Origin of the sequence: Nonomuraea sp. NPDC052129 (assembly GCF_040680095.1) — a bacterium.
Classification (GTDB): Bacteria; Actinomycetota; Actinomycetes; order Streptosporangiales; family Streptosporangiaceae; genus Nonomuraea.
Genome location: NZ_JBFAVX010000003.1, coordinates 604,874 through 630,068, shown reverse-complemented (window position 1 = coordinate 630,068; position 25,195 = coordinate 604,874). Strand labels below are relative to the sequence as shown.

At 68.8% G+C, this 25,195-nt stretch carries 28 protein-coding genes; 3 read left to right on the top strand and 25 right to left on the bottom strand.

Translation table 11 applies throughout. The annotated features are described in order from the left end of the window. Positions 1-35: 35 nt before the first annotated feature. The 14 genes from nuoK to AB0L53_RS11020 all read right to left on the bottom strand — a co-directional run bounded on the left by nuoK (position 36) and on the right by AB0L53_RS11020 (position 12,912). A complete protein-coding gene (gene nuoK / locus AB0L53_RS11085) occupies positions 36-332 on the bottom strand; it encodes an NADH-quinone oxidoreductase subunit NuoK (RefSeq protein WP_214640635.1) in 297 nt (98 codons plus the stop codon). Then, complete coding sequence (locus AB0L53_RS11080; protein WP_358546529.1) at positions 329-1,102, bottom strand: NADH-quinone oxidoreductase subunit J; 774 nt, start codon at positions 1,100-1,102, stop codon at positions 329-331. The genes nuoK and AB0L53_RS11080 overlap by 4 nt, the downstream gene beginning before the upstream one ends. Continuing rightward, positions 1,095-1,610, bottom strand: a complete 516-nt coding sequence (gene nuoI / locus AB0L53_RS11075; RefSeq protein ID WP_357654965.1) for an NADH-quinone oxidoreductase subunit NuoI — start codon at positions 1,608-1,610, stop codon at positions 1,095-1,097. The genes AB0L53_RS11080 and nuoI overlap by 8 nt, the downstream gene beginning before the upstream one ends. Continuing rightward, the gene (gene nuoH / locus AB0L53_RS11070; RefSeq protein WP_363992763.1) at positions 1,597-2,952 is read right to left on the bottom strand and encodes an NADH-quinone oxidoreductase subunit NuoH; all 1,356 of its coding nucleotides are present in this window, start codon (positions 2,950-2,952) and stop codon (positions 1,597-1,599) included. The genes nuoI and nuoH overlap by 14 nt, the downstream gene beginning before the upstream one ends. After that, positions 2,949-5,336, bottom strand: coding sequence for an NADH-quinone oxidoreductase subunit G (locus tag AB0L53_RS11065; RefSeq protein ID WP_363992762.1), 2,388 nt, complete (start codon positions 5,334-5,336; stop codon positions 2,949-2,951). Before AB0L53_RS11065 ends, nuoH begins: the two co-directional genes overlap by 4 nt. Further along, the gene (gene nuoF, locus AB0L53_RS11060) at positions 5,333-6,622 is read right to left on the bottom strand and encodes an NADH-quinone oxidoreductase subunit NuoF (RefSeq protein WP_219529170.1); all 1,290 of its coding nucleotides are present in this window, start codon (positions 6,620-6,622) and stop codon (positions 5,333-5,335) included. Before nuoF ends, AB0L53_RS11065 begins: the two co-directional genes overlap by 4 nt. Continuing rightward, positions 6,619-7,275 (bottom strand): NADH-quinone oxidoreductase subunit NuoE, encoded by a 657-nt coding sequence (nuoE, locus tag AB0L53_RS11055; RefSeq protein WP_357954685.1) that lies wholly within the window; start codon positions 7,273-7,275, stop codon positions 6,619-6,621. Before nuoE ends, nuoF begins: the two co-directional genes overlap by 4 nt. Beyond that, positions 7,272-8,597, bottom strand: coding sequence for an NADH-quinone oxidoreductase subunit D (locus AB0L53_RS11050; protein ID WP_358434284.1), 1,326 nt, complete (start codon positions 8,595-8,597; stop codon positions 7,272-7,274). The genes nuoE and AB0L53_RS11050 overlap by 4 nt, the downstream gene beginning before the upstream one ends. Before the next feature lie 49 nt (positions 8,598-8,646). Continuing rightward, positions 8,647-9,342, bottom strand: coding sequence for an NADH-quinone oxidoreductase subunit C (locus AB0L53_RS11045; RefSeq protein ID WP_363992761.1), 696 nt, complete (start codon positions 9,340-9,342; stop codon positions 8,647-8,649). Continuing rightward, on the bottom strand, positions 9,339-9,890 hold the full coding sequence (locus tag AB0L53_RS11040) for an NADH-quinone oxidoreductase subunit B (RefSeq protein ID WP_219529166.1): 552 nt from the start codon (positions 9,888-9,890) through the stop codon (positions 9,339-9,341). Before AB0L53_RS11040 ends, AB0L53_RS11045 begins: the two co-directional genes overlap by 4 nt. Before the next feature lie 2 nt (positions 9,891-9,892). Beyond that, a complete protein-coding gene (locus AB0L53_RS11035; RefSeq protein ID WP_214640645.1) occupies positions 9,893-10,288 on the bottom strand; it encodes an NADH-quinone oxidoreductase subunit A in 396 nt (131 codons plus the stop codon). 67 nt (positions 10,289-10,355) lie between these two features. Next, on the bottom strand, positions 10,356-11,609 hold the full coding sequence (locus AB0L53_RS11030) for a geranylgeranyl reductase family protein (protein ID WP_363992760.1): 1,254 nt from the start codon (positions 11,607-11,609) through the stop codon (positions 10,356-10,358). 192 nt (positions 11,610-11,801) lie between these two features. Further along, positions 11,802-11,882, bottom strand: coding sequence for a DUF397 domain-containing protein (locus AB0L53_RS11025; protein WP_363992815.1), 81 nt, complete (start codon positions 11,880-11,882; stop codon positions 11,802-11,804). Between the two features lie 313 nt (positions 11,883-12,195). Beyond that, a complete protein-coding gene (locus tag AB0L53_RS11020; RefSeq protein WP_363992759.1) occupies positions 12,196-12,912 on the bottom strand; it encodes a demethylmenaquinone methyltransferase in 717 nt (238 codons plus the stop codon). A 77-nt stretch (positions 12,913-12,989) separates the two neighbouring features. On the opposite strand from AB0L53_RS11020, the gene AB0L53_RS11015 reads away from it, so the two are divergent. Continuing rightward, a complete protein-coding gene (locus AB0L53_RS11015) occupies positions 12,990-14,201 on the top strand; it encodes a hypothetical protein (RefSeq protein WP_363992758.1) in 1,212 nt (403 codons plus the stop codon). Here the strand turns inward: AB0L53_RS11015 and AB0L53_RS11010 are convergent. Further along, positions 14,198-14,416 carry a DUF4229 domain-containing protein gene (locus AB0L53_RS11010; protein ID WP_363992757.1) on the bottom strand — a complete coding sequence of 73 codons (219 nt, stop codon included), beginning with the start codon at positions 14,414-14,416 and terminating at the stop codon, positions 14,198-14,200. The two genes, AB0L53_RS11015 and AB0L53_RS11010, sit on opposite strands and share 4 nt — an antisense overlap. Positions 14,417-14,672: 256 nt before the next feature. Between AB0L53_RS11010 and AB0L53_RS11005 the strand changes: the two genes are divergently transcribed. Next, positions 14,673-14,891, top strand: a complete 219-nt coding sequence (locus AB0L53_RS11005) for a BldC family transcriptional regulator (protein ID WP_225298932.1) — start codon at positions 14,673-14,675, stop codon at positions 14,889-14,891. Between the two features lie 94 nt (positions 14,892-14,985). Here AB0L53_RS11005 and AB0L53_RS11000 read toward each other — a convergent pair whose 3' ends face one another. Both AB0L53_RS11000 and AB0L53_RS10995 read right to left on the bottom strand, forming a co-directional pair. Continuing rightward, complete coding sequence (locus AB0L53_RS11000; protein ID WP_225298934.1) at positions 14,986-15,228, bottom strand: hypothetical protein; 243 nt, start codon at positions 15,226-15,228, stop codon at positions 14,986-14,988. Positions 15,229-15,238: 10 nt separating this feature from the next. Next, a complete protein-coding gene (locus tag AB0L53_RS10995; protein WP_363992756.1) occupies positions 15,239-16,276 on the bottom strand; it encodes a hypothetical protein in 1,038 nt (345 codons plus the stop codon). Positions 16,277-16,832: 556 nt separating this feature from the next. On the opposite strand from AB0L53_RS10995, the gene AB0L53_RS10990 reads away from it, so the two are divergent. After that, complete coding sequence (locus tag AB0L53_RS10990) at positions 16,833-17,138, top strand: PLDc N-terminal domain-containing protein (RefSeq protein WP_358546553.1); 306 nt, start codon at positions 16,833-16,835, stop codon at positions 17,136-17,138. Between the two features lie 147 nt (positions 17,139-17,285). Here AB0L53_RS10990 and ccsA read toward each other — a convergent pair whose 3' ends face one another. From ccsA to AB0L53_RS10950, 8 genes are all read right to left on the bottom strand, one after another. After that, positions 17,286-18,245 carry a cytochrome c biogenesis protein CcsA gene (ccsA, locus tag AB0L53_RS10985; protein ID WP_363992755.1) on the bottom strand — a complete coding sequence of 320 codons (960 nt, stop codon included), beginning with the start codon at positions 18,243-18,245 and terminating at the stop codon, positions 17,286-17,288. Next, on the bottom strand, positions 18,235-19,776 hold the full coding sequence (locus AB0L53_RS10980; protein ID WP_363992754.1) for a cytochrome c biogenesis protein ResB: 1,542 nt from the start codon (positions 19,774-19,776) through the stop codon (positions 18,235-18,237). Before AB0L53_RS10980 ends, ccsA begins: the two co-directional genes overlap by 11 nt. Continuing rightward, on the bottom strand, positions 19,776-20,498 hold the full coding sequence (locus AB0L53_RS10975; RefSeq protein ID WP_363992753.1) for a cytochrome c biogenesis protein CcdA: 723 nt from the start codon (positions 20,496-20,498) through the stop codon (positions 19,776-19,778). Before AB0L53_RS10975 ends, AB0L53_RS10980 begins: the two co-directional genes overlap by 1 nt. Next, positions 20,491-21,069, bottom strand: coding sequence for a TlpA disulfide reductase family protein (locus AB0L53_RS10970; protein ID WP_363992752.1), 579 nt, complete (start codon positions 21,067-21,069; stop codon positions 20,491-20,493). Before AB0L53_RS10970 ends, AB0L53_RS10975 begins: the two co-directional genes overlap by 8 nt. Positions 21,070-21,124: 55 nt before the next feature. Continuing rightward, positions 21,125-21,763 (bottom strand): histidine phosphatase family protein, encoded by a 639-nt coding sequence (locus AB0L53_RS10965; RefSeq protein WP_357954659.1) that lies wholly within the window; start codon positions 21,761-21,763, stop codon positions 21,125-21,127. A 285-nt stretch (positions 21,764-22,048) separates the two neighbouring features. Then, entirely contained in the window at positions 22,049-22,972 is a 924-nt protein-coding gene (locus tag AB0L53_RS10960) for a LysR substrate-binding domain-containing protein (RefSeq protein ID WP_363992751.1), read from the bottom strand. Between the two features lie 190 nt (positions 22,973-23,162). Continuing rightward, on the bottom strand, positions 23,163-24,464 hold the full coding sequence (hemL, locus tag AB0L53_RS10955; RefSeq protein ID WP_363992750.1) for a glutamate-1-semialdehyde 2,1-aminomutase: 1,302 nt from the start codon (positions 24,462-24,464) through the stop codon (positions 23,163-23,165). Positions 24,465-24,495: 31 nt separating this feature from the next. Then, the gene (locus tag AB0L53_RS10950) at positions 24,496-25,125 is read right to left on the bottom strand and encodes a bifunctional DNA primase/polymerase (RefSeq protein WP_357954651.1); all 630 of its coding nucleotides are present in this window, start codon (positions 25,123-25,125) and stop codon (positions 24,496-24,498) included. Between the last annotated feature and the right edge of the window lie 70 nt (positions 25,126-25,195).

The window sequence follows — 25,195 nt, the reverse complement described above, 5'->3', positions numbered from 1 at the left end:
TGGACGATCTCAGCAGGAGATTCCACCAGTCACCTCTAGTACTTCAGCAGGTTGGCGTCGTCTACCGACGCGGACCTGCGGGTTCGGAAGATCGTCACGATGATGGCCAGGCCGACCACGACCTCGGCCGCGGCCACCACCATCACGAAGAACGCGATGATCTGGCCTTCGAGGTTGCCGTTCTGCCTGGCGAAGGCGACGAACGCGAGGTTGCAGGCGTTGAGCATGAGCTCGACGCACATGAACACCACGATCGCATTGCGCCGGATCAGCACGCCCATCGCGCCGATGGCGAACAGCAGGCCCGACAGGACGAGGTAATGGGTGGTCACTTGGACTCCTCCTCAGCCGACTCGACGGCGGCCCTGTGCTTGATGGCCTCGGCGAGCTTCGGGTCCTCGGGCAGATGACCCTGCTCGACGTCGAACCGCGCGATGTAGCGGTTGACCGAGCTCTCCGCGACCGAGCCGTCGGGCAGCAGCGCCGGCATGTCGATGGCGTTGCTCCTGGCGTAGGTGCCGGGTCCGGGCAGCGGCGACGGGCGATCGCCGAGGAACCGGGCGCGGGCCAGGTCCTTCTGCGAAGGCCGTACGGTCAGCCGCTCGCGGTGTGCCAGCACCATCGCGCCCAGCGCGGCGGTGATCAGCAGCGCCGAGGTGATCTCGAAGGCGAAGACGTACTTCGTGAAGAGCAGCAGCGCCAGCGAGCGGATGTAACCGGCCTGCCCGATCGCCGAGGCCAGCCCCGCCTCCTTGGCGAAGACGGCGTTGCCGATGGCCAGGATGACCAGCGCGGCGAAGCCGACGGCGGCGATCGCGGCCCAGAAGCGCTGGCCCCGCAGCGTCTCCACCAGCGAGTCGGAGGAGTCGACGCCGACCAGCATGAGCACGAACAGGAAGAGCATCATGACGGCGCCGGTGTAGACGATGATCTGCACCGCGGCCAGGAAGGGCGCGTCCTGCACGGCGTAGAGGACCGCGAGGCAGAGCATCACGGTGCCGAGCATCAGCGCCGAGTAGACGGCCTTCCGGTTGAACACCATGCCGAGTGCCGCGCCGACGGATACGACGGCGAGCACCCAGAAGGTAATGGTCTCACCCATTGGTCCGTCCCAGCCGGTAGTAGTCCTCTTCGGTGTCCCCGAGTCGCATGGGGTGCGGAGGCTGCTCCATCCCCTGGGTCAGGGGCGCGAGGAGCATCTCCTTGGTGAAGATGAGGCTCTCGCGGTTGGTGTCGGCCAGCTCGTACTCGTTGGTCATCGTGAGGGCCCGGGTGGGGCACGCCTCGATGCACAGACCGCAGAGAATGCACCGCAGATAGTTGATCTGGTAGGTGCGGCCGTAACGCTCACCCGGCGAGAAGCGCTCCGCGTCGGTGTTGTCGGCACCTTCCACGTAGATGGCGTCGGCCGGGCACGCCCAGGCGCACAGCTCGCAGCCGACGCACTTCTCCAGCCCGTCAGGCCAGCGGTTGAGCTGGTGCCGCCCGTGGAAGCGAGGCGCCGTGGGCCTCTTCTCCTCCGGGTAGTTCACCGTGACGGGCTTCTTGAACATCGTGTGGAAGGTGACCCCGAAGCCCTTGACGGGGTTCAGCCAATCAGTTAGTCCCACTGGGAATCTCCTTGTGCTGCACCCCGTGGTAGTGCGGCAGGTCGAGCGGCGGCACAGGGAAGCCACCGGCCGTTGGCTCGTTGGACAGCTCCTCGAACTCCGCCTCGACCTCCGCCTTTTTCGCTTCCTTGCGGCGCTGGTTCACGGTGTCGAACCGGGCCCAGATGCCGAGCGCGCCGACGATGACGAGCACCGCGACCACCATGACGGGTGCCAGGCTGCCCTGGAAGCCGGCTTCGCCGTTCTTGACGTACATGACGGTCCGGATCGTGGCGACCAGCATGATCCACGCCAGGTTGACCGGGATGAGAACCTTCCACCCCAGCGACATGAGCTGGTCGTAGCGGACGCGCGGCAGCGAGGCCCGCACCCACACCACGAAGCAGAAGACCAGCACGAACTTGACGAAGAACCACAGCAGCGGCCACCAGCCCTCGTTCGCGCCGGCCCAGAACCACGTGATCGGGAACGGAGCCCGCCAGCCGCCGAGGAACAGCGTGATGGCCATCGCCGAGGCGACGAAGGTGTGCAGGTATTCGCCCATCATGATCAGCGCGAACTTCAGCGACGAGGAGTACTCGGTCTGGAAGCCACCGACCAGCTCGCCCTCGCCCTCAGGCAGGTCGAACGGGATACGCGCGGCCTCACCGAAGGCGCAGAACACGTAGATCAGGAACGAAGGCAGCAGCAGGACGACGTACCAGGAGGGCATCGACATGCCCCACAGCTCGCCGCCGGTCGCCTGCGACTTGACGATCTCCGACGTCGACAGCGTCCCCGCGAACAGGAACACGCCGACGAACGACAGACCCATCGCGATCTCGTACGAGACCACCTGCGCCGCCGACCGGAGCCCGCCCAGCAGCGCGTACGGCGAGCGCGACGACCAGCCGGCCAGCACCACGCCGTAGACCGAGATGGCACCCATGGCCAGCATGAACAGCACGGCCACCGGCAGGTCGACCAGCTGCAGCGGCGTCCGTACGCCGAACAGGTTGACCATCGGCCCGAACGGGGTGATCGAGAAGGCCAGGAAGGCCGGGATCACCATGATGACCGGGGCCATCAGGTAGAGCAGCTTGTCGACGGTCCGCGGGAAGAGGTCTTCCTTCAGGCCCATCTTGATGCCGTCGGCCACCGACTGGAGCAGGCCGAACTTGCCCGCCCGGTTGGGGCCGAAGCGGTTCTGCATCCTGGAGATCAGCTTCCGTTCGAACCAGACGCCGAACAGGATGCAGAGCATCAGGAAGGCGAACAGCATCACTGCCTTGATGATGGTGATCCAGAGCGGATCCTTGCCGAAGTCGGCAAGTGTCGGATCAGTCAGGAGAACAGGGATCATGAGGCGCTCCCGATCGTGACGATGTCGCCGGCCGCCGCGCCGAGATCGCGCGTGACCGAGCAGCCGCCGGAGTTCGCCGGCACCCAGACCACCCGGTCGGGCAGGTCGGCGACGCGCACCGGCAACGTGACCGCGTTGGGTCCTTGACCGCCGACGACCAGCTTGTCGCCGTCGACGACGCCGATCTCCGCCGCGGTAGCCTCCGAGACCAGCGCTTCCGCCGGCCGGGCGGTGCCCGCGAGGTACGGCTCGCCGTCCTGCAGGCGGCCGTCGTCGAGCAGCAGGTGCCAGCTGGCCAGCAGCGCCTCGCCGGTCCGCGGCGCGAGCTGCGAGCGGGTGGCGGTGCTGGGGGCGGCGACGCGGGTGCCGCGCCAGGAGCCCATCGCGCTCAGCTCGCGGCGGGCGGCCGCGGCGTCGGGCAGGCCCAGGTGGACGTCCATCCGGTCGGCCAGGTTGCTGATCACGGCCAGGTCGCTCTGCAGGCCGGGCACCCTGAGCGGGGCGCCGAACGAGCGGCCCCTGCCTTCCCAGTTGACGAACGTGCCGCCCTTCTCCTGCACGGCGGCGACCGGCAGGACCACGTCGGCCCGGTCGGTGACCGCGCTGGCGCGGATCTCCAGGCTGACGATGAACGGGGTGTTCTCCAGCGCGGCCAGCGCCGCGGCCGGGTCGGCCAGGTCGTAGGGGTCGACACCGGCCACGACCAGCGCGTCGAGCTTGCCCTCCAGTGCCGCGAGGAGCATGCCCGTGGTGTCGCGACCCGGCGCGTCGGGCAGCGAGCCGACGTTCCACGCCCTGGCGACCTCGGCCCTGGCGCTCTCGTCATCGGCCGGGCGGCCGATGGGCAGCAGGTTCGGCAGCGCGCCCGCCTCGATCGCGCCCCGCTCGCCGGCCCTGCGCGGGACCCAGGCGAGCTTGGCGCCCGACGCGGTGCTGAGGCGTACGAGGGCGGACAGAGCACCCGGAACAGTGGCCAGCCGCTCACCGGCGAGCACGATCGTGCCCTCGGCCAGCGAGCCGACCAGCTCGCCGATCGCGTCGGCCTCGGCGCCCGGCGCGGTGCGGATGAGCGTGCCGCCCATCTTGGCCAGGCCGTTGGTGGCGAACGGGGCGATCGCCGTGACCTTGAGCTTCCTCTTCAGCCACGCCTTGCGCAGGCGCAGGAAGACGATCGGCGACTCGTCCTCGGGCTCGAACCCGACGAGCAGCACGGCAGGGGCGCTCTCGAGGTCACTGTAGGAGACCTCGATGCCCCTGCCGGCCACGGCGTGGGCCAGGAACTGCGCCTCCTCGGCGGAGTGCGGCCTGGCGCGGAAGTCGATGTCGTTGCTGCCGAGGGCGAGCCGGGCGAACTTGGCGTAGGCGTAGGCGTCCTCGACCGTGACCCGGCCGCCGACCAGCACCCCGGCCCTGCCGCGCGCGGCGGCCAGGCCGCGGGCCGCGACGCTGAGCGCCTCCGGCCACGAGGCGGGTTCGAGCACGCCGTCCTCGTTGCGTACCAGCGGCGTCTTGAGCCGGTCGGGCTGCGTGGCGTAGGAGAACGCCCAGCGGCCCTTGTCGCAGTTCCACTCCTCGTTGACCTGCGGGTCGTTGCCCGCCAGTCGGCGGGTGACCCGGCCGCGCCGGTGGTCGGTGCGCAGGCTGCAGCCGGACGCGCAGTGCTCGCACGCGCTCGGCGTGGAGACCAGGTCGAACGGCCTGGCCCGGAACCGGTAGGCGGCGCCGGTCAGCGCGCCGACCGGGCAGATCTGCACCGTGTTGCCGGAGAAGTAGGAGTCGAACGGCTTGCCGTCGGCGACGCCCACCTGCTCCTTGGCCCCGCGCTCGAAGAAGTCGATGAACGGGTCGCCGGCGATCTGGTCGGAGAAGCGGATGCAGCGGGCGCACTGGACGCAGCGCTCACGGTCGAGCAGGACCTGCGAGGACAGCGGCAGCGGCTTGGGGAAGGTCCGCTTCTGCTCCTGGAACCTGGACTCGCCCTGGCCGTTGGACATCGCCTGGTTCTGCAGGGGGCACTCGCCGCCCTTGTCGCAGACCGGGCAGTCCAGCGGGTGGTTCATGAGCAGCAGCTCCATGGCCCCGCGCTGCGCCTTCTCGGCGACCGGCGAGGTGAGCTGGGTCTGCACCACCATGCCCTCGGCGACCTCGATCGCGCAGGACGGCTGCGGCTTGGGGAAGCCGCGGCCGTTGCCGGCGTCGGGGATGTCGACCAGGCACTGGCGGCAGTTGGCCGCCGGGTCGAGCAGCGGGTGGTCGCAGAAGCGCGGGATCTGGATGCCCAGCAGCTCTGCCGCCCTGATGATCAGGGTGCCCTTCGGGACGCTGACCTGGAACCCGTCGATGCTCAGGGTCACCAGGCTGGTCTCTACGGCGGTTGTTGTCACTGGTCACCCCAGAGAGTGGACTTCTTCGCGTCGAACGGGCAGCCGCCGACCTCGAAGTGCTTGAGGTACTCGTCGCGGAAGTACTTCACCGAGGAGTGGATCGGGCTCGTCGCGCCGTCACCGAGCGCGCAGAACGAGCGGCCCAGGATGTTGTCCGCGATGTCGGTGATCGTGGACAGGTCCTCCTCGGTGCCCTGGCCCTTCTCCAGGCGCTTGAGCACCTGCTTGAGCCAGTAGGTGCCCTCGCGGCACGGCGTGCACTTGCCGCACGACTCGTGGGCGTAGAACTCCGTCCAGCGCAGCACCGTACGGACCACGCAGGTCGTCTCGTCGAAGATCTGCAACGCGCGGGTGCCGAGCATGGAGCCCTTGGCACCGACCGACTCGAAGTCGAGCGGCACGTCCAGGTGCTCGTCGGTGAAGATCGGCGTGGACGAGCCGCCCGGGGTCCAGAACTTGATCTCGTGGCCCTCGCGGATCCCGCCCGCCATGTCGAGCAGCTCGCGCAGCGTGATGCCGAGCGGCGCCTCGTACTGGCCGGGCCGGGTGACGTGGCCGCTCAGCGAGAAGATGCCGAAGCCCTTGGACTTCTCGGTGCCCATCCCGGCGAACCAGTCGGCCCCGTTGGTCACGATTGAGGGAACACTGGCCACAGACTCCACGTTGTTCACAACAGTAGGCGAGGCATACAGGCCCGCCACGGCCGGGAACGGGGGCTTGAGCCGCGGTTGACCTCTGAAGCCTTCGAGCGAGTCGAGCAGCGCCGTCTCCTCGCCACAGATGTACGCCCCGGCGCCGCTGTGCACGACGAGTTCGAGGTCGTAGCCGGAGCCAAGGATGTCGGTGCCGAGATAGCCCTTCTCGTACGCCTCGCGCACGGCCGCGTGCAGCCGCCGGATGACGTGCAGCACCTCGCCGCGCACGTAGATGAAGGCGTGGTTGGCCCGGATCGCGTAGGCGGTGATGATGACGCCCTCGACCAGCGAGTGCGGGTTGGCCATCATCAGCGGGATGTCCTTGCAGGTGCCCGGCTCCGACTCGTCGGCGTTGACGACGAGATAGTGCGGCTTGCCGTCACCCTGGGGGATGAAGCCCCACTTCATTCCGGTCGGGAAGCCCGCGCCGCCGCGGCCGCGCAGGCCCGAGTCCTTGACGGCCTGGATGACCGCGTCGGGGTCCATCCCCAGCGCCTTCTTGGCCGCCTCATACTCGCCGTAACCGGCGAGGGTGAAGGAGTTGGCCTGGTCCCAGTTCGCGGTCAGGACCGGGGTGAGAGTCGTGCTCATGCCTCTGGGGCCTTCCATCCGTTGGCCTTGGCGACCTTGAGGCCCTCCAGCGAGGGGCCCGCCGCCGACGGGCCGTCGCCCGCCAGGTCGTCGGGCAGGCCCGCGAGCACCCGCGAGGCCTCCTTGAAGGTGCAGAGCTTCTTCGGCCCCCTGGTCGGCCGGACGTCCTTGCCGTCGCGCAGGTCGTCGACGAGCTGCTTGGCCGACTCGGGCGTCTGGTTGTCGAAGAACTCCCAGTTGACCATCATGACCGGGGCGAAGTCGCAGGCCGCGTTGCACTCGAGGCGCTCCAGCGAGACCTTGCCGTCGGCGGTGGTCTCCTCGTGGCCGACGCCGGTGTGCTCCGACAGCTCTTCCCAGATCTGGTCGCCGCCCATGACGGCGCAGAGCGCGTTGATGCAGACGCCGACGTGGTAGTCACCGGCGGGCTTGCGCTTGTACATGGTGTAGAACGTCGCCACGCCGACGACCTCGGCCTTGCTGAGGCCCAGCATCTCCGCGCAGAACTCCTGCCCGTCGTCGGAGACGTGACCGTCTTCGGACTGCACGAGGTGGAGCAGCGGCAGCAGCGCCGACCGCGTCTTCGGATAGCGTCCGATGATCTCCTTGGCGTCTCGTTCGAGACGCTCTCGGACTTCCGGTGAGTAAGTCACCGGTCCACACCTCCCATGACGGGGTCGATAGATGCCACCGCGGCGATCACGTCCGCGACCTGGCCGCCCTCCGCCATGGCGGGGAAGCCCTGCAGGTTGCAGAAGGACGGCTCGCGGAAGTGGACGCGGTAGGGGCGGGTGCCGCCGTCGCTCACCACGTGCGCGCCGAGCTCGCCCTTGGGCGACTCGATCGAGGCGTACGCCTGCCCGGCCGGCACTCGGAATCCCTCGGTCACCAGCTTGAAGTGGTGGATGAGGGCTTCCATGGAGCTGCCCATGATGTGCGCGATGTGGTCGGGCGAGTTGCCGAAGCCGTCGGGGCCCAGCGCGAGCTGCGCGGGCCAGCCGATCTTCTTGTCCTCGATCATCACGGGGTCGCCCTTGAGCGGCCCGGCGATGCGGTCGAGAGCCTGCTCGACGATCTTGAGCGACTCCTCCATCTCCCGCATCCGGACCAGGTAGCGGGAGAACACGTCGCAGCCGCGCTCGGTCGCCACTTCGAAGTCGTAGGTCTCGTAGCCGCAGTAGGGCTGCGACTTGCGCAGGTCCCACGGCAGTCCGGCCGACCGGAGGATCGGCCCGGTGATGCCCAGGGCCATGCAGCCGGTCAGGTCGAGGTAGCCCACGTCCTTGGTGCGGCGCAGGTAGACGGGGTTCTCGTCGAGCAGCTTGCGGATGTCCTTGATCCGCTGTGGCATGATCTTGAGGAACTCGCCGATCTTGTCGACGGCGCCCGCCGGCAGGTCCACGCTGACGCCGCCGGGGCGGACGTAGGCGTGGTTCATGCGCAGCCCGGTGATGTACTCGAACAAGTCCATGATCAGCTCGCGGTCGCGATAGCCGAACAGGAACGGCGTGGTCGCGCCGAGCTCCATGCCGAACGTGCCCATCGCCACCAGGTGCGAGGAGATCCGGTTGAGCTCCATCATCATCACGCGGATGGCCTGCGCCCGGTCCGGGATGCGGTCCTCGATGCCGAGCAGCTTCTCGACGCCCAGGCAGTAGGCGGTCTCGTTGAAGATCGGCGAGAGGTAGTCCATGCGAGTGACGAACGTGGTGCCCTGCGTCCACGTCCGGTATTCGAGGTTCTTCTCGATGCCGGTGTGCAGGTAGCCGATGACGCCGCGCGCCTCGGTGACCGTCTCACCGTCGAGGGTCAGGACCAGCCTCAGCACGCCGTGCGTGGACGGATGCTGCGGGCCCATGTTGATGACCAGCCGCTCGTCGTCGGACTCGCGGACGCCGCTGACGACCTCGTCCCAGTCCGCGCCGGTGACCGAGTAGACCTTGCCCTCGGTCGCCTCGTCATATCCGGTGCTCACGAGTGAACCTCACTTCGTTCTAGCTCGCTGCCTTTTTCCTTAAGGTCGCTCACGCGTACGACCTCCTCTGGTCGGGCGCGGGGATCGTGGCGCCGCGGTATTCGACCGGGATGCCGCCGAGCGGGTAGTCCTTGCGCTGCGGGTGACCTTCCCAGTCGTCCGGCATCATGATGCGGGTCAGGCCGGGGTGGCCATCGAAGACGATCCCGAAGAAGTCGTACGTCTCGCGCTCGTGCCAGTCGTGGCCCGGGAAGACGCCGACGGTCGACGGGATGTGCGGGTCCTCGTCGGGGGCGCTCGCCTCGACGCGGACACGCCGGTTGTGGGTGATCGAGCAGAGGTGGATGACCGCGTGCAGCTCCTCACCCTTCAGGTGCGGGTAGTGCACCCCGGAGACGCCGAGCGAGAGCTCGAAGCGCAGGGCCGGCTCGTCGCGGAGCTTCTGGCACACCTCGACGAGCCGCTCCCGCTTCACGTGCAGGGTGAGCTCGCCCCGGTCCACGACCACGCGCTCGATGGCGTCGTCGAGGGCCAGCGTGTCGACCAGCTCGTCGAAGTAGCCGCCGTAGGGGCGGGACGTGGACAGCTGGGGGGCCCGCCGTACGACGAGACCGCCGTAGCCGGAGGTGTCACCCGAGTCGGTCGTGCCGAACATGCCGCGTCGGGCGACGGGCGGCTCGGCGACCGCCGGAACCTCGGGGACCTCGGCGGAGGGGACCTCGGGGAGGTTGTCGGGCGAGGTCACTTCGCGGCCCCCTGGTCGATCAGCGGCAGCGTACGCAGCGCCTGCAGCTCGAGCTCGTCGATCTGCTTGGCGCGGTGGGCGCCGAACTTCATGTTCTGGATCTTGTCGTGCAGCTTCACGATCGCGTCGATCAGCATCTCCGGCCGCGGCGGGCAGCCGGGCAAGTAGATGTCGACCGGGACGATGTGGTCCACGCCCTGCACGATGGCGTAGTTGTTGAACATGCCGCCGCTTGAGGCGCACACGCCCATCGAGATGACCCACTTGGGCTCGGCCATCTGGTCGTAGATCTGCCGCAGGACGGGAGCCATCTTCTGCGACACGCGGCCGGCGACGATCATCAGGTCGGCCTGCCGGGGAGACGCCGAAGCGCGCTCCATGCCGAAGCGCGCCAGGTCGTAGTGGGGGCCACCGGTGGCCATCAGCTCGATGGCGCAACAGGCGAGGCCGAATGTGGCCGGCCATACGGAGTTCTTGCGCGCCCAGCCGGCGGCCTGTTCGACCGTGCTGAGGATGAACCCGCTGGGGAGTTTCTCTTCAAGTCCCATTTCTAGTCCCAGTCCAGACCCTTGCGGCGCCATACGTACGCGTAGGCGACGAGCACGGTGACGATGAACAGCAGCATCTCGACAAGCGCGAACACCCCGAGGCCCGAGGAGAGCACGCTGCCCGCGTCGTTCTTCAGCGGCGCGAAGGAGACTGCCCAGGGGTAAAGGAAAATGATCTCGATGTCGAACACGATGAAGAGCATCGCGGTGATCATGTATTTCAGCGGGAACCGTCCGCCACCGACCGGCTGGGGCGTCGGCTCGATGCCGCATTCGTAGGCGTCAAGCTTGGCGCGGTTCCAGCGCTTGGGACCGGTGAAGGGAGCGATGGCGACCGAGAAGATCGCGAAGCCCCCCGCGAGAACGGCGAGCACCAGGATGGGCACGTAAAGGTCCATCGCTACGCCTCCTCTGGAGTCGCCACGCGCGCGGGCGCGCAGCCTGATCTATGGGTGAGTCTGAGGTTCATGCTGGTGGCGCGACCTTCGAGAGTGCATTGATGATCTTGTCCGACGCATCCCCTCGCCGGTCGGTGAGATTACCAAGGAGTTTGAGCGCGAAGCGCATCAGCCTCGGGTGTGGCAACCCATGCCGCGTTCCGAAGCTCATGACCCCCGGCTTCCCAATCGCCTGGACGAACCACCTGCCAAGCGTGAAATATCCGCCGTAGGCGTCCTTCAACACCTGAGGATAGGTGCGCAGGATGCGTTCCTGTTGCGCGGGGGTGGTCTGGCGCAGCGCCTTGACGATGGTCTCGGCGGCGATCTCGCCGGTCTCCATGGCGTAGGCGATGCCCTCGCCGTTGAAGGGGTTGATCGCGCCGCCGGAGTCACCGACGAGGACGAGGCCGCGGGTGTAGTGAGGCTGGCGGTTGAAGGCCATCGGGAGCGCGGCGCCGCGGATCGGGCCTCGCATGTTCTCCTCGGTGAAGCCCCACTCGGCGGGCATCGCCTTGCACCAGCGCTTGAGCAGGTCGCGGTAGTCGATGTTCTTGAACTGGTCGCTGGTGTTGAGCAGGCCCAGTCCGACGTTCGCGGTGCCGTCGCCCACGCCGAACACCCAGCCGTAGCCGGGCAGCAGCGTGTTCTCGTCCCACAGCTCCAGCCACGTCTCCAGGTAGTCGTCGTCGTGGCGCGGGCTCTCGAAGTAGGTGCGTACGGCCACGCCCATCGGGCGGTCCTCACGCTTGTGGAGCCCCATCCCCAGGGCCAGCCGGGTGCTGTTGCCATCGGCGGCCACCACCAGACGGCTGCGGTAGGTCGGCCCGTTCTTGGTCGTCACTCCGACCACGTGCCCGCTGCGGTCGTCGAGGACGGGGCCGGTGACGTTCACGCCCTCCATCAGCCGCGCCCCGGCCTTGACGGCGTTGGCGGCGACGATCTGGTCGAAGTCCTTGCGCGTGCGCACGAGGCCGAAGTCGGGGAAGCGCTCCAGCTGCGGCCAGTCGAGCTCGAAGCGGTGCCCGCCGCCCACGACCCGCAGGCCCTTGTTCCTGATCCAGCCGGGCGCGTCGATGTCGACGCCCATGTTGAGCAGCTGCTTGACCGCTCGGGGGGTCAGGCCGTCGCCGCAGACCTTCTCCCGGGGGAACCTGGTCTTCTCCAGGAGCAGCACGTCGAGGCCGGCCTGCGCGAGGTAAAAAGCGGTTGCGGAACCGGCGGGACCGGCGCCGACGACGATGACATCGGCGTCAGCCTGTATGGCTGGTGGCTCGGTCACTGGACTGTCCTGTCCTACACGCTCGAAGGCCTCGGGGTGTGGCGCCTTCGTTCCTTTGTGAACCCCTTCACAAACTTGTCGGCCCGCAGTCTAACCCTTTTCTTGGACAAAGTGGCAGTCGGGGGCCGGTCTTCGCACAAACGAAAGCCCTCCGTCCGAGACGAAGGGCCCTGCGTCGTCGCCACGAGGAGATCAGACCTCGAACTCGCGGTGGCGCACACCCTCGATGAAGGCGCGCCACTCATCGGGCGTGAAGCAGAGCATCGGGCCCACCGGGCAGACTCCTTCGTAGCGTCACGGTTATATCCGAGCCTATCGTGAGAAATGTGACGCGGGTTACAGCAGTGCAGTCACGCTCCGTAAGCGAAACGCTACACCAGTACGGCCAGGAATTAGTCGAGAACCATCCTCGCCCAGCGCCGCGTTGCCGAACCCGCCGTAGGTCGGCCCGCCCCCTCGGATAATTCCCGCGATAAACGATATCTCCGGACACGGAACCCCGACCGGAGCGCGGACTTGACGGCGTGAATGACATCTCGCCTAATCGAGCAGCGCGGAACGGGGTTACGCGCAGCACAGAACGGGCTTACGCGGGCTTGAATCCCCGGTGGATCGCGACGATGCCCATGGTGAGATTGCGCCAGGCGACCCGCTGCCAGCCGGCCTCCTGGATGGTGCGCGCGAGTGTCGGCTGGTCGGGCCAGTCCCGGATCGACTCGGCCAGATAGGCGTAGGAGTCGTCATTGGACCCGAAGACCGTGGCCACTCGCGGCAGCAGTTTCATCAGATATTCGCGGTAGACCAGGTCGAAGGCGTTGACCTTCACGTGCGAGAACTCCAGAATCACCAGCCGCCCGCCCGGCCGCGTCACGCGCAGCATCTCCCGCAGCGCCTGCGAGGTGTCGTGCACGTTACGGAGCGCCACCGAGATCGTCACGGCGTCGAAGGCGTCGTCGGCGAACGGCAGCCGCAGCGCGTCACCCGCGATGAACGGGACTCCGTTACCGCTCAGCGCGTTGCCGCCGTGTCGGCGCACCCCCGTGCGCAGCATGCCGAGGGAGAAGTCGGAGGCGATCGCGCGGGCGCCCAGCGTGGTGAACGCGTCGGTGGACGTGCCGGTGCCCGCCCCCAGGTCGAGCACGATCTCGCCGGGCCCGGCGTCGACGGCGGCGGCCACCGCCTTGCGCCAGAAGCGCACCTGCCCCAGGGAGATCACATCGTTGACCAAGTCGTAGCGCCGGGCCGTGCGATCGAACATCGCGGCGACCTGATCCGGCTGCTTGTCCAGCTGAGCACGCGTCATGGCCCAAGCCTATGACCATCGCGACAATCAACAGAAAGTAGCCGCACGATTACCCAATGTCTGCTAGAAGTTTGCGAATGCTGGTACGTGTCGCCCTTGCGGCGATCCTCGCGACGACCCCGGTCGCTCATTCGCGCGTCGTCTCGGCCGACCCGGTCGACACCACTCCGCACGTGCTCGACGGGATCGTCAACTCCATCACCCTGGTCGGCGGCACGGTCGTCGTCGGCGGCTCGTTCAGCGAGGTCGCCGACGCCTCACGGACCCACACCTACACCCGGGACAACGTCTTCGCTTACAGCCTCGCGACGGGGCACATCCTGCGTTACTTCGCGCCGCAGGTCGGTGGGCCGGTCTACAGCCTGGCCCCCGGTGACGGCGGCACGGTCTACGTCGGCGGCGACTTCCCCTCGGTCAACGGGACGTCGACCAGGGCGCTGGCCAGGCTCAACCTCTTCGACGGCTCGGCCGTACGGGACTTCAGGCCCGGTGTCTCCGGCGGGATGGTGACCACGCTGGCCAGGCGCGGCGCGCAGCTCTACGCGGGCGGTGACTTCACCAGGCCGCGCGCGGCGCTGGCCAGGATCGACGCGACGACCGGCGCGACCGACCCGGCGTTCGCGGTCACGCCGGGGGCGCCGCTGACGCCGACGCTGAGGGTCTACGCGCTCGCCCTGACCGCCGATCGGCTCGCGGTCGACGGCAACTTCACCACGCTGGACGGGCTGTCGAGGCCGCAGCTGGGGCTGATCGACGTACGCGGCGGCGGCGCCAAGGTGGCCGACTGGCGTACCGAGGCATATGTCCCCACCTGCATGGACACCTTTCCCTCGTACGTACGCGGCCTGGACTTCGCGCCCGACGGCAGCTACTTCGCCGTCGTCACCACCGGCGGACCGGTGCGCGGGAAGCGGCTGTGCGACAGCACGGCCAGGTTCGAGACGTACAGCAGGGGCGAGCGGATCACGCCCACCTGGGTCAACAAGACCGGCGGAGACTCACTCTACGCAGTCGCGGTGACCGGCGCGGCGATCTATGTCGGCGGCCACCAGCGATGGCTGAACAATCCGCTGGGCCACGACTCGGCCGGGCCTGGAGCGGTGCCCCGCGAGGGCATCGGCGCCATTCATCCGCTCACCGGAATGGCGCTGACTTGGAATCCTGGCAGGGAGCGCGGGATCGGGGTCAAGGCATTTCTGGCGCACAGCGGCGGACTACTCGTTGGTAGCGACACAACGAGACTCGGACGGGAGTACCATGCCCGGATTGGCATGTTCCCCCTGCCCTAGTCGCTCTGCGGCTTGGGCCGGTCGATCTTGTCGCTGATGCGAGTGCTAAGAGCGTCACGCTGCTTCGAGAGCAAGACGTAGCTGGCGATGCCGCTGATCAAGAAAGACACGATGATCAGTAGCACCGCGTTTTGCAGGCCAAGCAGCAGCAGGACGCCGAGTGTCACGACAAACAGGCCGATCCGCGACGCGGTGTATACGAGAACGGGATGCACAGATCGAGGTTACTCGCCCTGTGTGACACGGTCGCTCTTCGCATCGGGCGCCAGCACTGCTAGTGTCCCAGTTAGGGTGTTTCGTAAAGAAACACCCACGAGAGCCCCAAAGAGGCTCTATCATATAACAATCGGGCAGTCAGCTGATAACAACCCGTGATCTTTGTCGAAAACCACGGATAAATCAGGCTTCGCTCGACACACTGGTTACCTGTCCGCCCGCTGGCAGGAAGCGGGATGCGAGGGGGAGAGATTGGTGGAGAGTAGCAGCGAGCGTCTGCTGACCCCAGGAGAGGTTGCCGCCCTCTTCCGGGTAGACCCAAAGACGGTTACACGCTGGGCCGCGGCAGGTCGCATCAGCAGTATCCGCACCCCCGGGGGGCATCGTCGGTTCCGCGAGTCGGAAGTGCATGCCCTTCTTCGAGGCGAGGACGTTCTAACGGCCGACAGGTCGGGCGAGTCCCCGCGTGTTTGACGTTCCATCAGACGGTGATCCTGCCCGCAGGGTCGCCGTCTCCCCCTGTCTGTAAACGTCATCAGCGGCCCCTCGACCTCTGACCCGGGCCGGCCTAGGCGTCTTCCTGCTCCGCCTTGAAGGCCAAGAACTCCTGCTCCAGGTCGTCGTTCTCGATCAGCCAGCGCTCCCGGCGGTCCGCCGCCTCCTCCTCCGTCAGGGACTCCGGTAGCCACGTGTCGTAGTCGGGGTCGCCAGGTTCGAGTTCCACGTACGCGTTGCCGATGAGACGCCCGTCTTCGCTGGTCAGGCTCTGCGGCACGCGCAGGGTCCCGTCAGCGAGCCGGATGACGTACATGGCTCATCACCTAGATTCCGTAGCGCCGGTTGAAGAACAGCATGACGTTGAGCGCCGCGCGAGTGTCGCCGCCCAGCATGTCGACGAGGGCCGGTCGCTGGCGCGAGGCGATCGCGGCGAACGCGTCGGCGAAGAACTCCTTACGCCCCAGCCCGTCCCCCTGGCGGTGGAACGCGGAGACCAGGAGCGGCGTGATGTCCTCGTACAGCTTCGCGAATGCCCGCGAATCGGAAACCCAATCGCCGTAAGCCGAGTCGACGTCGTCGATGGCGTGTCCGACCTCATGCATCATCACGTCCGGCGTGGGTGAGGGGCGGTCACCCACCACGATCTTCCCGTCGCCGTAGGCTCCGGCGCAGATGTCCCATGAGGCCCGGCCGGAGGGCAGGGGGGCGCCGCGCAGGTAGCCCATGTCGTCCAGATCCGGTACGCCGCCCGGCCCCACATAGATGCCTTCGAGACCGGCGGCGAGCTTCTCCTTCAGCAGGTCGGGCAGCATGGCCAGACTCTCCACGGCCCGCACCACCTCCGGCGACGGCGGCCCCTCCCGGGCGTCCCACTGGCGGTGCAGGATGGTCTCCAGCTTCCCGCAGTGCCGCAGGCCGTCGCCGAGCGAGGGCGCGTCGGGGCGGTTGGGTCGCGCCCGGAGCACCACGTCGTCGAGCTCGAAGTCGTGCCACGTGTACTGGGGGCGGTCCACGACGGCGGCCGACAGCCGCTCCCCCGCCTCCCACCGCCGCGGCTCCCCGGCTTCGGCAGCATCCCATCGCCGTGACTGCCCACCTTCAGCGACATCCCACCGCTGCGACTGCCCGGCGTCGGCGGCCTCCCATTGGCGGAACTCCTCCTGCTGGCGGAACTCCTCCTGTTGGCGGCGCCCCGCCCAAGACAACCCCTCGGAACCGTCTGCGCCGGCCTGGCGCCGCTCACGACCCCTCCAACCGAACAGCGCGAAGCTCCCCTCACTCCCGATCGAGTCCTGTCCGGCGGGCTCCCGGCCCGGCCAGATGCGTCCTGGCCAATCCCGATCGGCTCGCTTGCGCTCCACGTACTCGCGGTCCGACCGCTCATGATCCGGCCACTCGGACGTCGGGCGGTCGTGGCGCTTGGCCCCGCCCTCAGAACCGGGCCACCCGCGCCTGTCTCCGTCGCTCCTGTCCCCGCCGCGCTTGTCGCCGCCGGGCCACCCGTGCCTGTCCCCGCCGGCGCCGGGCCGCCACGGCCAGGACAGCCGCCCGGGGCGGTCTTCGCGAGCCCGATCCGGCCGTCCGGACGGGCTGGGTCTGCCGGGGGGCGTACCCCGGTCGTTCGTCCAGAAGGAGCGATCCGCGTCGGGGGGCGCCTCACTGCGGCGGGAGAAGAGATACGACCCGCGCCGCCACCAACGACCCCGCCGATGGCGGCCCTTGTCGTTAGAAAAGGCCATCGCACCCCTCAACGCCGTGGGACGCCCGCGCGCATGGCACCCGGCCGCCCCGAACGGCGGTCCCAGCGGGCGGACGCCGCTGAATCGAGTCCACCGTACGACGTAGGTCTCGCTGGAGTCACCTGAAATGGGACAACGGGAAAACACGATCACGACGCGAATGGCTTACAGTTCGGACATGGTAGGTGTCGTTATCGGCTTGGCGCTGCTGGCCTTCTGGCTCTACTCGTTGTTCGACGTCATCACCACGCCGGAGGAAGAGGTAAGGAACGTACCAAAACCGCTCTGGGTGCTCGTCGTCGCGCTGGTGCCCCTGGTGGGCGGGGCCGTCTGGATGATCCGTGGCCGCCCCCAGCAGCCCCGAGAGACCTGGCCGGTCCCCCCGCGTCCGGGCTCCCGCCGCCACTCGGCCCCCAAGGGCCCGGACGACGACCCCGAATTCCTCCGCGACCTCGACCGCCGCATGCGCGGCGACGACAGCTAGAGCGGCGTCCCCGACCGTCCGCTCTCCGTCGCCCATGACGGGGGCGTCCCTCCATGGGTCCCTGTCACAACGGACCGGGTACCCCTCCAAGGACCCCAGCCACCACGGACCGTCACAGAGATCGAGACGGCCGTGGGACAGACGAAATCAGCCCGACACATCCGCGTAGCTGTGCAGCCCCGAGATGAACATGTTGACCCCCACCAGGTTGAACAGCAGGCACCCGAACGCCAAGAGCTGCACGATCGTCGCCGCGCGCCCGCGCCATCCCGCCGTGACCCGAGCGTGGAGGTAGGCGGCGTAAGCCACCCACGTGATGAAGGCCCAGACCTCCTTGGGGTCCCAGCCCCAGTAACGACCCCATGCCTTGTCAGCCCAGAGCGCACCGGCGATGACGGCGAAGGTCCACACCGGGAAGGCGAAGACGATCGCGCGGTGGGCCGCCCGCTCCAGGTCGGCCCGCGACGGCAGCCGTGACATCCCATCGCCGCGGATCAGGTAGAGGATGCCCGCCACACCGGCCACGATGAACAGGCCGCTCGCCAGGATCGCCGCCGTCACATGGATGGCCACCCAGTACGAGTTGAGCGCCGGCACCACCGGACCCGCCGCCGTGTAGAGGACCTTGACCGCGAAGCCGAGTCCCAGAGCGGCCGTCACCATGACGAAGGCGCCGAGGAAGCGGACGTTCTGCCGGAGCTGGGTGCCAAGGAAGGCGGTGACCGCGGCGAAGCAGATGGCCACCACGAACTCGTACATGTTGCCCCAGGGCCACCGGTCCACGGCCAGACCCCGGGTGACGATGGCGGCCAGGTTCGCGGCCCAGCCGAGCCAGCCGAGCGCCATGGCCGCCCAGCCGGCCTTGCCCGCCCAGGCCGGCGGCTCGACGACCGGCTCAGAAGCGACAGGGCCGTCCGAAGCGGCAGAGGCGCCTGAGGAGCCGAATCCGGCTCCCACGGGCTGCCTGGCGGGTACGGCGGCCGAGTCGGTCTTGGAGCGACCGAAGGCCAGCTCCAGCGCGAACCCGATCATGGCGGCCAGATAGAGCAGGACGGCGGCGACGACGAAGAGGTCGCTCACCCCGGCCAGTTGCTGCTCAGCGGGCATCCTTGCCTCCAGCTGATAGGACCTTGACGATGTCGGCGAACTCCTCGGTGAAGCCCGCCGCGGACCCTTCGGTACGGGTAAGACCGCCGACTTCGGCCACGCCGTCCTTGACCCGCACCCACACCCGGCGGCGGCGGATCATCAGGGACAGCGCGATGGCGACCACGGCCGTGCCCGCGGCGAGCAGGGCGGGCAGCCGCCCCGGGTCGTAGGCGATCTGGAGCGTCATCCACTCCTTGACCCCGGTGAACTCCAGCTTTCCCGCCCCCTTGGGCAGGTCGATCGATCCCCCGACGGCGAGTGGCGCCTGGCCGGTGCCCATGACCAGCGGGGTGAGCTTGCGCATCACCTCGGGCGGCGCGAGCTCGTAGACGGACTGCGGGCGCCCGGAGCGTACGCCGAGGTCGCCGGAGAAGGCCCCGAGGAGCTGGACCTCGGGGTTGAGCGCGCCGGGGAAGAGCGAGGCCCCCGCCCCGTTACCCGTGGGCAGGAAGCGCAGCAGGAACCCGAGCTGCGACGGCTGGGCGTCGGGCACCTTGACCACGCAGCCCGAGGTGAGCGTGGGCTTGCTCTCGATCAGGCAGGGGACGGGCCCTTCGAAGGCGACCTGCCCTTTGCCGTCGGTGACCTTGAAGACGGGCGCGTAGCCGTGGCCGAGGAGGTAGGTCTGGGTGCCGTTGACTTCCAGCGGCTCGTTGACCTTGAGCGTGTAGTCGCGCGTGGGCGCCCCGGGCGCGTCGTTGACCTTCATGTAGGCGGAGTAGTCGAGCTCCTGCCCCCTCTTGGGGCCCTCGACCTGGTAGGTGGTCTGGAAGTCCGTGAGCGTGAACGAGAACGGCTCCAGCGACTCCGCCGACACCTGATTGCCCGGGATGAACCGGTCGTAGGCGGCGACCGTGTTGGCGAAGCCGTCGCCCTCGACCACCAGCACGTTGCCGCGGTAGCCGTACAGGGAACCGAACCCGATCGCGACGAGCAGGGCGAGCAGGGAGACGTGGAAGAGCAGGTTGCCCGTCTCGCGCAGGTAGCCCTTCTCCGCGGCCACCCAGCCGTCGCCGACCTCGACGCGGAAGCGGAGCCGGCGCAGCCGCCCGGCGGCCTCCTCGACCGTCAGCGGGTCGTCCAGCCGCGAGAAGTGCGGCAGGCGCGACAGGTTGCGCGGCGCGGCCGGTGGGCGGCGGCGCAGCTCGCGCACGTAGGTGGCGGTGCGCGGCAGGACGCAGCCGATCAGCGAGGTGAACAGCAGCAGGTAGATAGCGGCGAACCAGGCCGAGGTGAAGACGTCGAACAGCTGGAAGCGGTCATACCACTCGGCGAGCGTCGGGCTGTTCTGGAAGAGCTGCACCACCTTGTCGGGATCGACGCCGCGCTGCGGCACCAGCGAGCCGGGCACGGACGCCAGCGCGAACAGGAACAGCAGGATCAGCGCCGTCTTCATCGAGGTGAGCGTGCGCCAGCCCCAGCGCAGCCAGCCCATGGGCCCCATGCCGGCGGGCCGCGCCCGCTCCTTCTCGAGCTCGTCGACGGTCATCAGATCACCGGCCTGAAGGCGCCGATCAGACCCTGCATGGTCGCGATCATCTCTCCCCAGAGGCCGGTCACCAGCATGATGCCGACGGCCACCATCATGCCGCCGCCGATCCGGGTGATCAGCTGTGAGTGCTTGCGGATCGCGCGGAACGTACGCAGGGCCTTGCTGTAGGCGAGGGCGGCGGCCACGAAGGGCAGTCCGAGGCCCAGCGCGTACGCCACGGCGAGCAGCGCGCCACGCGAGGCGCTGCCCTCGTTCAGTCCGAGCGCGAGCACGACGGCCAGCGTGGGCCCGATGCACGGCGTCCAGCCCAGCCCGAACACCACGCCCAGCAGCGGCGCCCCGGCCAGTCCCGCCGCGGGCAGCTTGTGGATGCGCACGTCGCGCATCAGGCCGGGCAGCACGCCCAGGAAGGCCAGCCCGAGCAGGATCGTCAGCACGCCGAGCACCCGCGTGATGATCTCCGCGTTGCCCAGCATGGCCGCGCCGAGGCCGCCGAACAACGCGCCGCTGAGCACGAACACCAGCCCGAAGCCGGCCACGAACAGCACCGTGCCGAGCACCAGCCGCCCCCGCTTGGGGTCCTCGCTCATGCCCGTCACGTACGACAGGTAGCCCGGTACGAGGGGCAGCACGCACGGCGACAGGAAGGACACCACCCCGGCCAGCACCGCGATGGGCACGGCCAGGAGCAGCGAGCCCGAGGCGACGACGTCATTCATCGCGCACCTTGGTCACCGCGTCCATCAGGTCGGTGTACTTGACCGCGCCCAGCGCCCTGGCGGCGATCCTGCCCTGCGCGTCGATGATCAGCGTGGACGGGATGGCCGCGGGCGGCACCGTGCCCTGGAAGCGCAGCGCGACCTGGCCCGGCTGGTCGAAGATGCTCGGGTAGCCGGTCTGCTCGGTGCGTTCGAACGCCTGCGCGTCGGCCTTGCGGTCCTTGAAGTCGACGCCGAGGAACTCCACGCGGCCCTTGGTCTTGGCGGCGACCTCCTTCAGCACCGGCGCCTCCGCCCGGCACGGGCCGCACCACGACGCCCAGAAGTTGAGCACCACGACCTTGCCCTTGTGGGCGGCGAGCGAGGCGGTCGTGCCGTCGAGGGTCTGCCCGCCGATCTCGGGGGCGGCGTGGCGGTCGGCGACGTCGAACACCTGCATCTTCCCGTCGCCCGCGACGAAACGGGTGTCGCCCGCCTGCGGCTGGCCCGACTGGTTGGCGCCCGCGCAGCCCGCGAGGCCGCCCGCGACCAGGACGGCCGAAAGGACGAGGGAGATGGATTTGGCGCGCACGGAGGAAGATCTCCTTGTACTACGACCGGTAGAGCTTGCAACTCTACCGGCGAGGTCAGGCGCCCGGGACGCTGGGGCCCGTCGCCAGTGATCCGGCGGGCTCGCTGTAGCCGACGCTGACCAGACGATCGCCGTCGAAGGTGAGCGTGGTGAGGCTGGCCAGATTGCACTGCCTGCGCCGGGGGTCGTGCCAGAGCCGGCGGCCCTCGGCCGCCATCCTGATCGACCAGATCGGCAGCTGGTGGCTGACCAGCAGCGCCTCGTGCCCGCGCGCCTCCGCCCTGACCTCCTCGATGATCGAGCGCATCCGCTTGACGATCGCCGGATAGGGCTCGCCCCAGGACGGGCGCAGCGGGTTCCAGAAGTAGCGGTAGTTCTTGGGATCGCGCAGGACCGCCAGACCCTGGCCGACCTTGCGGCCCTGGAGCATGTTGGCGGCCTCGATCAGCCGCTCGTCGGTCTGCACCGGCAGCTCCAGCAGCGCGGCCAGGGGCGCGATGGTCTCCTGCGCGCGTTCGAGCGGCGAGCTGTAGAGGGTGACGATGTCACGGCCCGCCACCGACTTGGCCACCGTCTCGGCCATCAGCCGGCCGGTCTCGGACAGGTGGTAGCCGGGCAGCCTGCCGTACAGGACGCCTTCGGGATTGTGCACCTCACCGTGGCGCATCAGGTGAACTACGGTGGTTTCAGCCATGGTGTGCCACAGCCTATCCCGCTCTGCCCGTTCCGCGATCTCGCCCGTCCTGCGAACAACCCCGGCGCGCCGCAACCCCCACAGAGCACCCAACCACAACAAACCGCCCGCTTCCCCACCTCCGAAGGGGGTTCCCTCGCAGGGACCCCAACCACGACGGACCGTCATCTCCCGCACCCCCGAAGGGGGTACCTCTCCTAGGGACATCAGCCACGACGGACTGTCACCGGTGGATCGAAACGGTCGCGTGACGAACCCCCCGAAGAACCCTCGCGGTCACCACGGCTAGGCGACCGCCCAGGCATTCTCCTTAGTACGGCTGGCGTCCGCGAGCGCCTCGACCGCCGCCCGGATCGCCGGCCGCCGAGCCGCGTCCGTCCGCCAGATCACGTAGATGCGCCGCGACTGCCTGGGCCGCAACGGCACCACAGCCACCCCATCGGGCACGCAGTCACGCCCCAGCCGGGGAATGATCGCGCAGCCGAGCCCGGCCGCCACCAGCGCCATCTGGGTCGGATATTCATCGGCCATACAGGAGATCTCGGGCTCCAACTGGGCGTTACGCAGCGTGTAGACCAGCCAGTCGTGACAGACGGTGCCGGGCGAGGAGCTGATCCACCGCTCGTTCGCGGGCAGCGCGGCCAGCTCGACCTCTTTGTTGCCGGCCAGCGGATGGTCCGCGGGCAGCAGGAGGTCGGCGATGTCGTCGAGCAGCGTGGACCGGGACAGCCCTTCGGGCAGGGCGATCGGCCGGTTGAGCCAGTCCTGGATGACGCCCAGGTCGAGCTCGCCCCTGGCCACGTCGCGCACGATGCGCTCCGGCTCGCGCTCGTGCATCTGGACGTGCAGGTCGGGATGACGCCGCTTGAGCGAGGTCAGGGCGGAGGGCATCAGCCCGCGCGCCGCCGTCGGGAACGCGGACATGTTCAGCCGTCCCACGACCTCGCCGCGCAGCGCCTCGAAGTCCGCCTCGGCGGTCTCCACCAGGGCCAGGATCCGCTCGGCGTGGTCGGCGAGCAGCCCGGCGGCGTCCGTCAGCCGCACCCCGCGCCCGTTGCGCTCCATGAGCCGGGCACCGGTCTCGCGCTCCAGCTTGGCGATCTGCTGCGACACGGCCGACGGCGTGACCATGAGCGCGTCGGCCGCGGCGCCCACGGAGCCGTAGATGTGCACAGCGTGAAGGGCCTTGAGACGGTTCAAGTCCAACATGTAAGCCAGTCTAAAGGGTTTAGCGTAGAAAGTCTCGCTTGTCCTTCACTCTGTAGCAAGAGAAAATATATGCATGAGAAACAACAAGGCGCAGAAGCAGCAGCCGACCACCATCTCCTACCTCAAGACCCTCGCCGAGCAGGCTCGGGACCAGCGCGTCCGCTACCAGAAGCCGGCCGCCAAGTAACGATCAGAGGACCGCCGCGGCAGCCTTGGCGGCTGCCGGCAGGGCGTCGGCGATCTGACCGAGCGCCTCGTCGTCGTGAGCGGCCGAGAGGAACCAGGCCTCGTACGCGGACGGCGGCAGATAGACCCCGCGATCCAGCATCGCGTGGAAGAAGGCGGTGTACGCCGCGGTGTTCTGGGCTCGCGCACCGTCGAAGTCCGTCACCGGCGCATCCGTGAAGAACACCGAGAACAGGCTCCCCGCCCGCTGCAACCGATGCGGCACGCCCGCCGCGGTGAGGGCGTCGGACGCGGCCTGACCGACCGTCAGCGCCGCCGCGTCCACCTTGGCGTAGGAGCCGGCGTCGAGCGCGCGTAGCGTGGCCAGTCCGGCGGCGCACGCCAGCGGGTTTCCCGACAGCGTGCCCGCCTGGTAGACCGGCCCCTCCGGCGCCAGGCAGGACATGACGTCGGCCCGCCCGCCGAAGGCCGCCGCCGGCAACCCGCCGCCCATGACCTTGCCGAAGGTCATCAGGTCGGCGTCGACCGGGTCCAGCCCGTACCAGCCCGAGGGCGAGACCCGGAAGCCCGTCAGCACCTCGTCCATGATCAGCAGCGCGCCGTTGGCCGTGCACAGCTCGCGCAGGCGCGCGTTGAAGCCGTCGAGCGGCGGCACCACGCCCATGTTGGCCGGGCACGCCTCGGTGATGACACAGGCGATCAGCCCGATGTTCTCAGGCGAGGCGAACGCCTGCTCCACCGCGCTGATGTCGTTGTACGGCAGCACGATGGTGTCGGCCGCCGACGCCCCCGTCACGCCAGGCGTATCGGGCAGCCCGAACGTGACCACGCCCGACCCCGCCGAGGCCAGCAGCGCGTCCACGTGACCGTGGTAGCACCCGGCGAACTTGACCACCTTCGACCGCCCGGTGAACCCGCGGGCCAGCCGCACCGCGCTCATCGTCGCCTCGGTGCCCGAGCTGACCAGCCGGAGTTTGTCCACGGGCGCCACCCTGGCGACGATCTCCTCGGCCAGCTCGACCTCGCCCGGCGTGGCGGTGCCGTACGAGAGGCTGTGGGAGAGCGCCGACGAGACGGCCTCGACGACGGCGGGGTGGCGGTGGCCGAGGATCATCGGCCCCCACGAGCAGACCAGGTCGACGTAGCGGTTGCCGTCGACGTCGGTGAGATAGGGACCCTGCCCGGAGGCCATGAAGCGCGGCGTGCCGCCGACCGCGCCGAACGCGCGGACCGGGGAGTTGACGCCACCCGGCACGATGGCGCGGGCGCGGGCGAACAGGTCCTCGGAGTTCTGTGTACGGCTCACGCGCTCCAGGTTAGTCCTGGGCCACGGCGGTCTAGTCGGCGAGCCAGTCGAGGATGCGCAGCGGATCAGGCAGCGGACGACCGTCCGGCGGGCGCAGCCAGGAGACGGGCTGCCCGGTGGGCAGCGTGGAGGGCGGGGCCAGGACGTAGCTGTCGCGGCAGTGCCAGCGCAGGCCCGGATTGTCCTCGATGGTGCCGGGCTCGCAGTCGAGCTGGCAGGACCACCACTCGTCCTCGTCGTCGGGATTGCCACGGGTGGCCACATAGAACAGGACCCGGTCACCGTTGGCGGCGACCGGGCCCGAGTGCGCCGAGGCGCCGTCGATGCGGGTGAGGGCCGACAGGCCCGTGTCGAGCGGTACGTCGAAGACGTCGAACACCCGGCCGGTGGGCAGAATCACATTCGCGTCGGGGTCCATCCGCCACCAGCGCGTGAGCTGAGTGGCGTCCGTCGTGGCCTGTAGGTGCCAGGCGGGAGACAGCGGATGCGCGCCCGGGTCGGGGCAGCCGAGGCGGTCACAGGAGCAGGAGCGGGCGCCCTGACGCAGCGGATGGGCACCCGGCACGCTCGGCCAGCCGAGAGCGGCATAGCCCAGGACGGTGTCGATCCGTGTCGGGCGCGGCCGTTTCTTGGTACGCCGAGCGAGTGGTACCCCCACCATGGTGTCTCCCGTCGATCCAAGCGCCTGAAGAGGCCCCGGCTCCTGGCTGCAAAGCACACGCGGGACACAC

What these genes read in the sequence shown, in the direction of transcription:
- AB0L53_RS11080 (WP_358546529.1), bottom strand. Translation starts at nt 1,102, where the DNA reads ATGGGTGAGACCATTACCTTCTGGGTGCTCGCCGTCGTATCCGTCGGC.
- nuoH (WP_363992763.1), bottom strand. Translation starts at nt 2,952, where the DNA reads ATGATCCCTGTTCTCCTGACTGATCCGACACTTGCCGACTTCGGCAAG.
- nuoF (WP_219529170.1), bottom strand. Translation starts at nt 6,622, where the DNA reads ATGAGCACGACTCTCACCCCGGTCCTGACCGCGAACTGGGACCAGGCC.
- AB0L53_RS11040 (WP_219529166.1), bottom strand. Translation starts at nt 9,890, where the DNA reads ATGGGACTTGAAGAGAAACTCCCCAGCGGGTTCATCCTCAGCACGGTC.
- AB0L53_RS11035 (WP_214640645.1), bottom strand. Translation starts at nt 10,288, where the DNA reads ATGGACCTTTACGTGCCCATCCTGGTGCTCGCCGTTCTCGCGGGGGGC.
- AB0L53_RS11020 (WP_363992759.1), bottom strand. Translation starts at nt 12,912, where the DNA reads ATGACGCGTGCTCAGCTGGACAAGCAGCCGGATCAGGTCGCCGCGATG.
- AB0L53_RS11015 (WP_363992758.1), top strand. Translation starts at nt 12,990, where the DNA reads ATGCTGGTACGTGTCGCCCTTGCGGCGATCCTCGCGACGACCCCGGTC.
- AB0L53_RS11000 (WP_225298934.1), bottom strand. Translation starts at nt 15,228, where the DNA reads ATGTACGTCATCCGGCTCGCTGACGGGACCCTGCGCGTGCCGCAGAGC.
- AB0L53_RS10990 (WP_358546553.1), top strand. Translation starts at nt 16,833, where the DNA reads ATGGTAGGTGTCGTTATCGGCTTGGCGCTGCTGGCCTTCTGGCTCTAC.
- ccsA (WP_363992755.1), bottom strand. Translation starts at nt 18,245, where the DNA reads ATGCCCGCTGAGCAGCAACTGGCCGGGGTGAGCGACCTCTTCGTCGTC.
- AB0L53_RS10980 (WP_363992754.1), bottom strand. Translation starts at nt 19,776, where the DNA reads ATGACCGTCGACGAGCTCGAGAAGGAGCGGGCGCGGCCCGCCGGCATG.
- AB0L53_RS10975 (WP_363992753.1), bottom strand. Translation starts at nt 20,498, where the DNA reads ATGAATGACGTCGTCGCCTCGGGCTCGCTGCTCCTGGCCGTGCCCATC.
- AB0L53_RS10965 (WP_357954659.1), bottom strand. Translation starts at nt 21,763, where the DNA reads ATGGCTGAAACCACCGTAGTTCACCTGATGCGCCACGGTGAGGTGCAC.
- AB0L53_RS10960 (WP_363992751.1), bottom strand. Translation starts at nt 22,972, where the DNA reads ATGTTGGACTTGAACCGTCTCAAGGCCCTTCACGCTGTGCACATCTAC.
- AB0L53_RS10950 (WP_357954651.1), bottom strand. Translation starts at nt 25,125, where the DNA reads ATGGTGGGGGTACCACTCGCTCGGCGTACCAAGAAACGGCCGCGCCCG.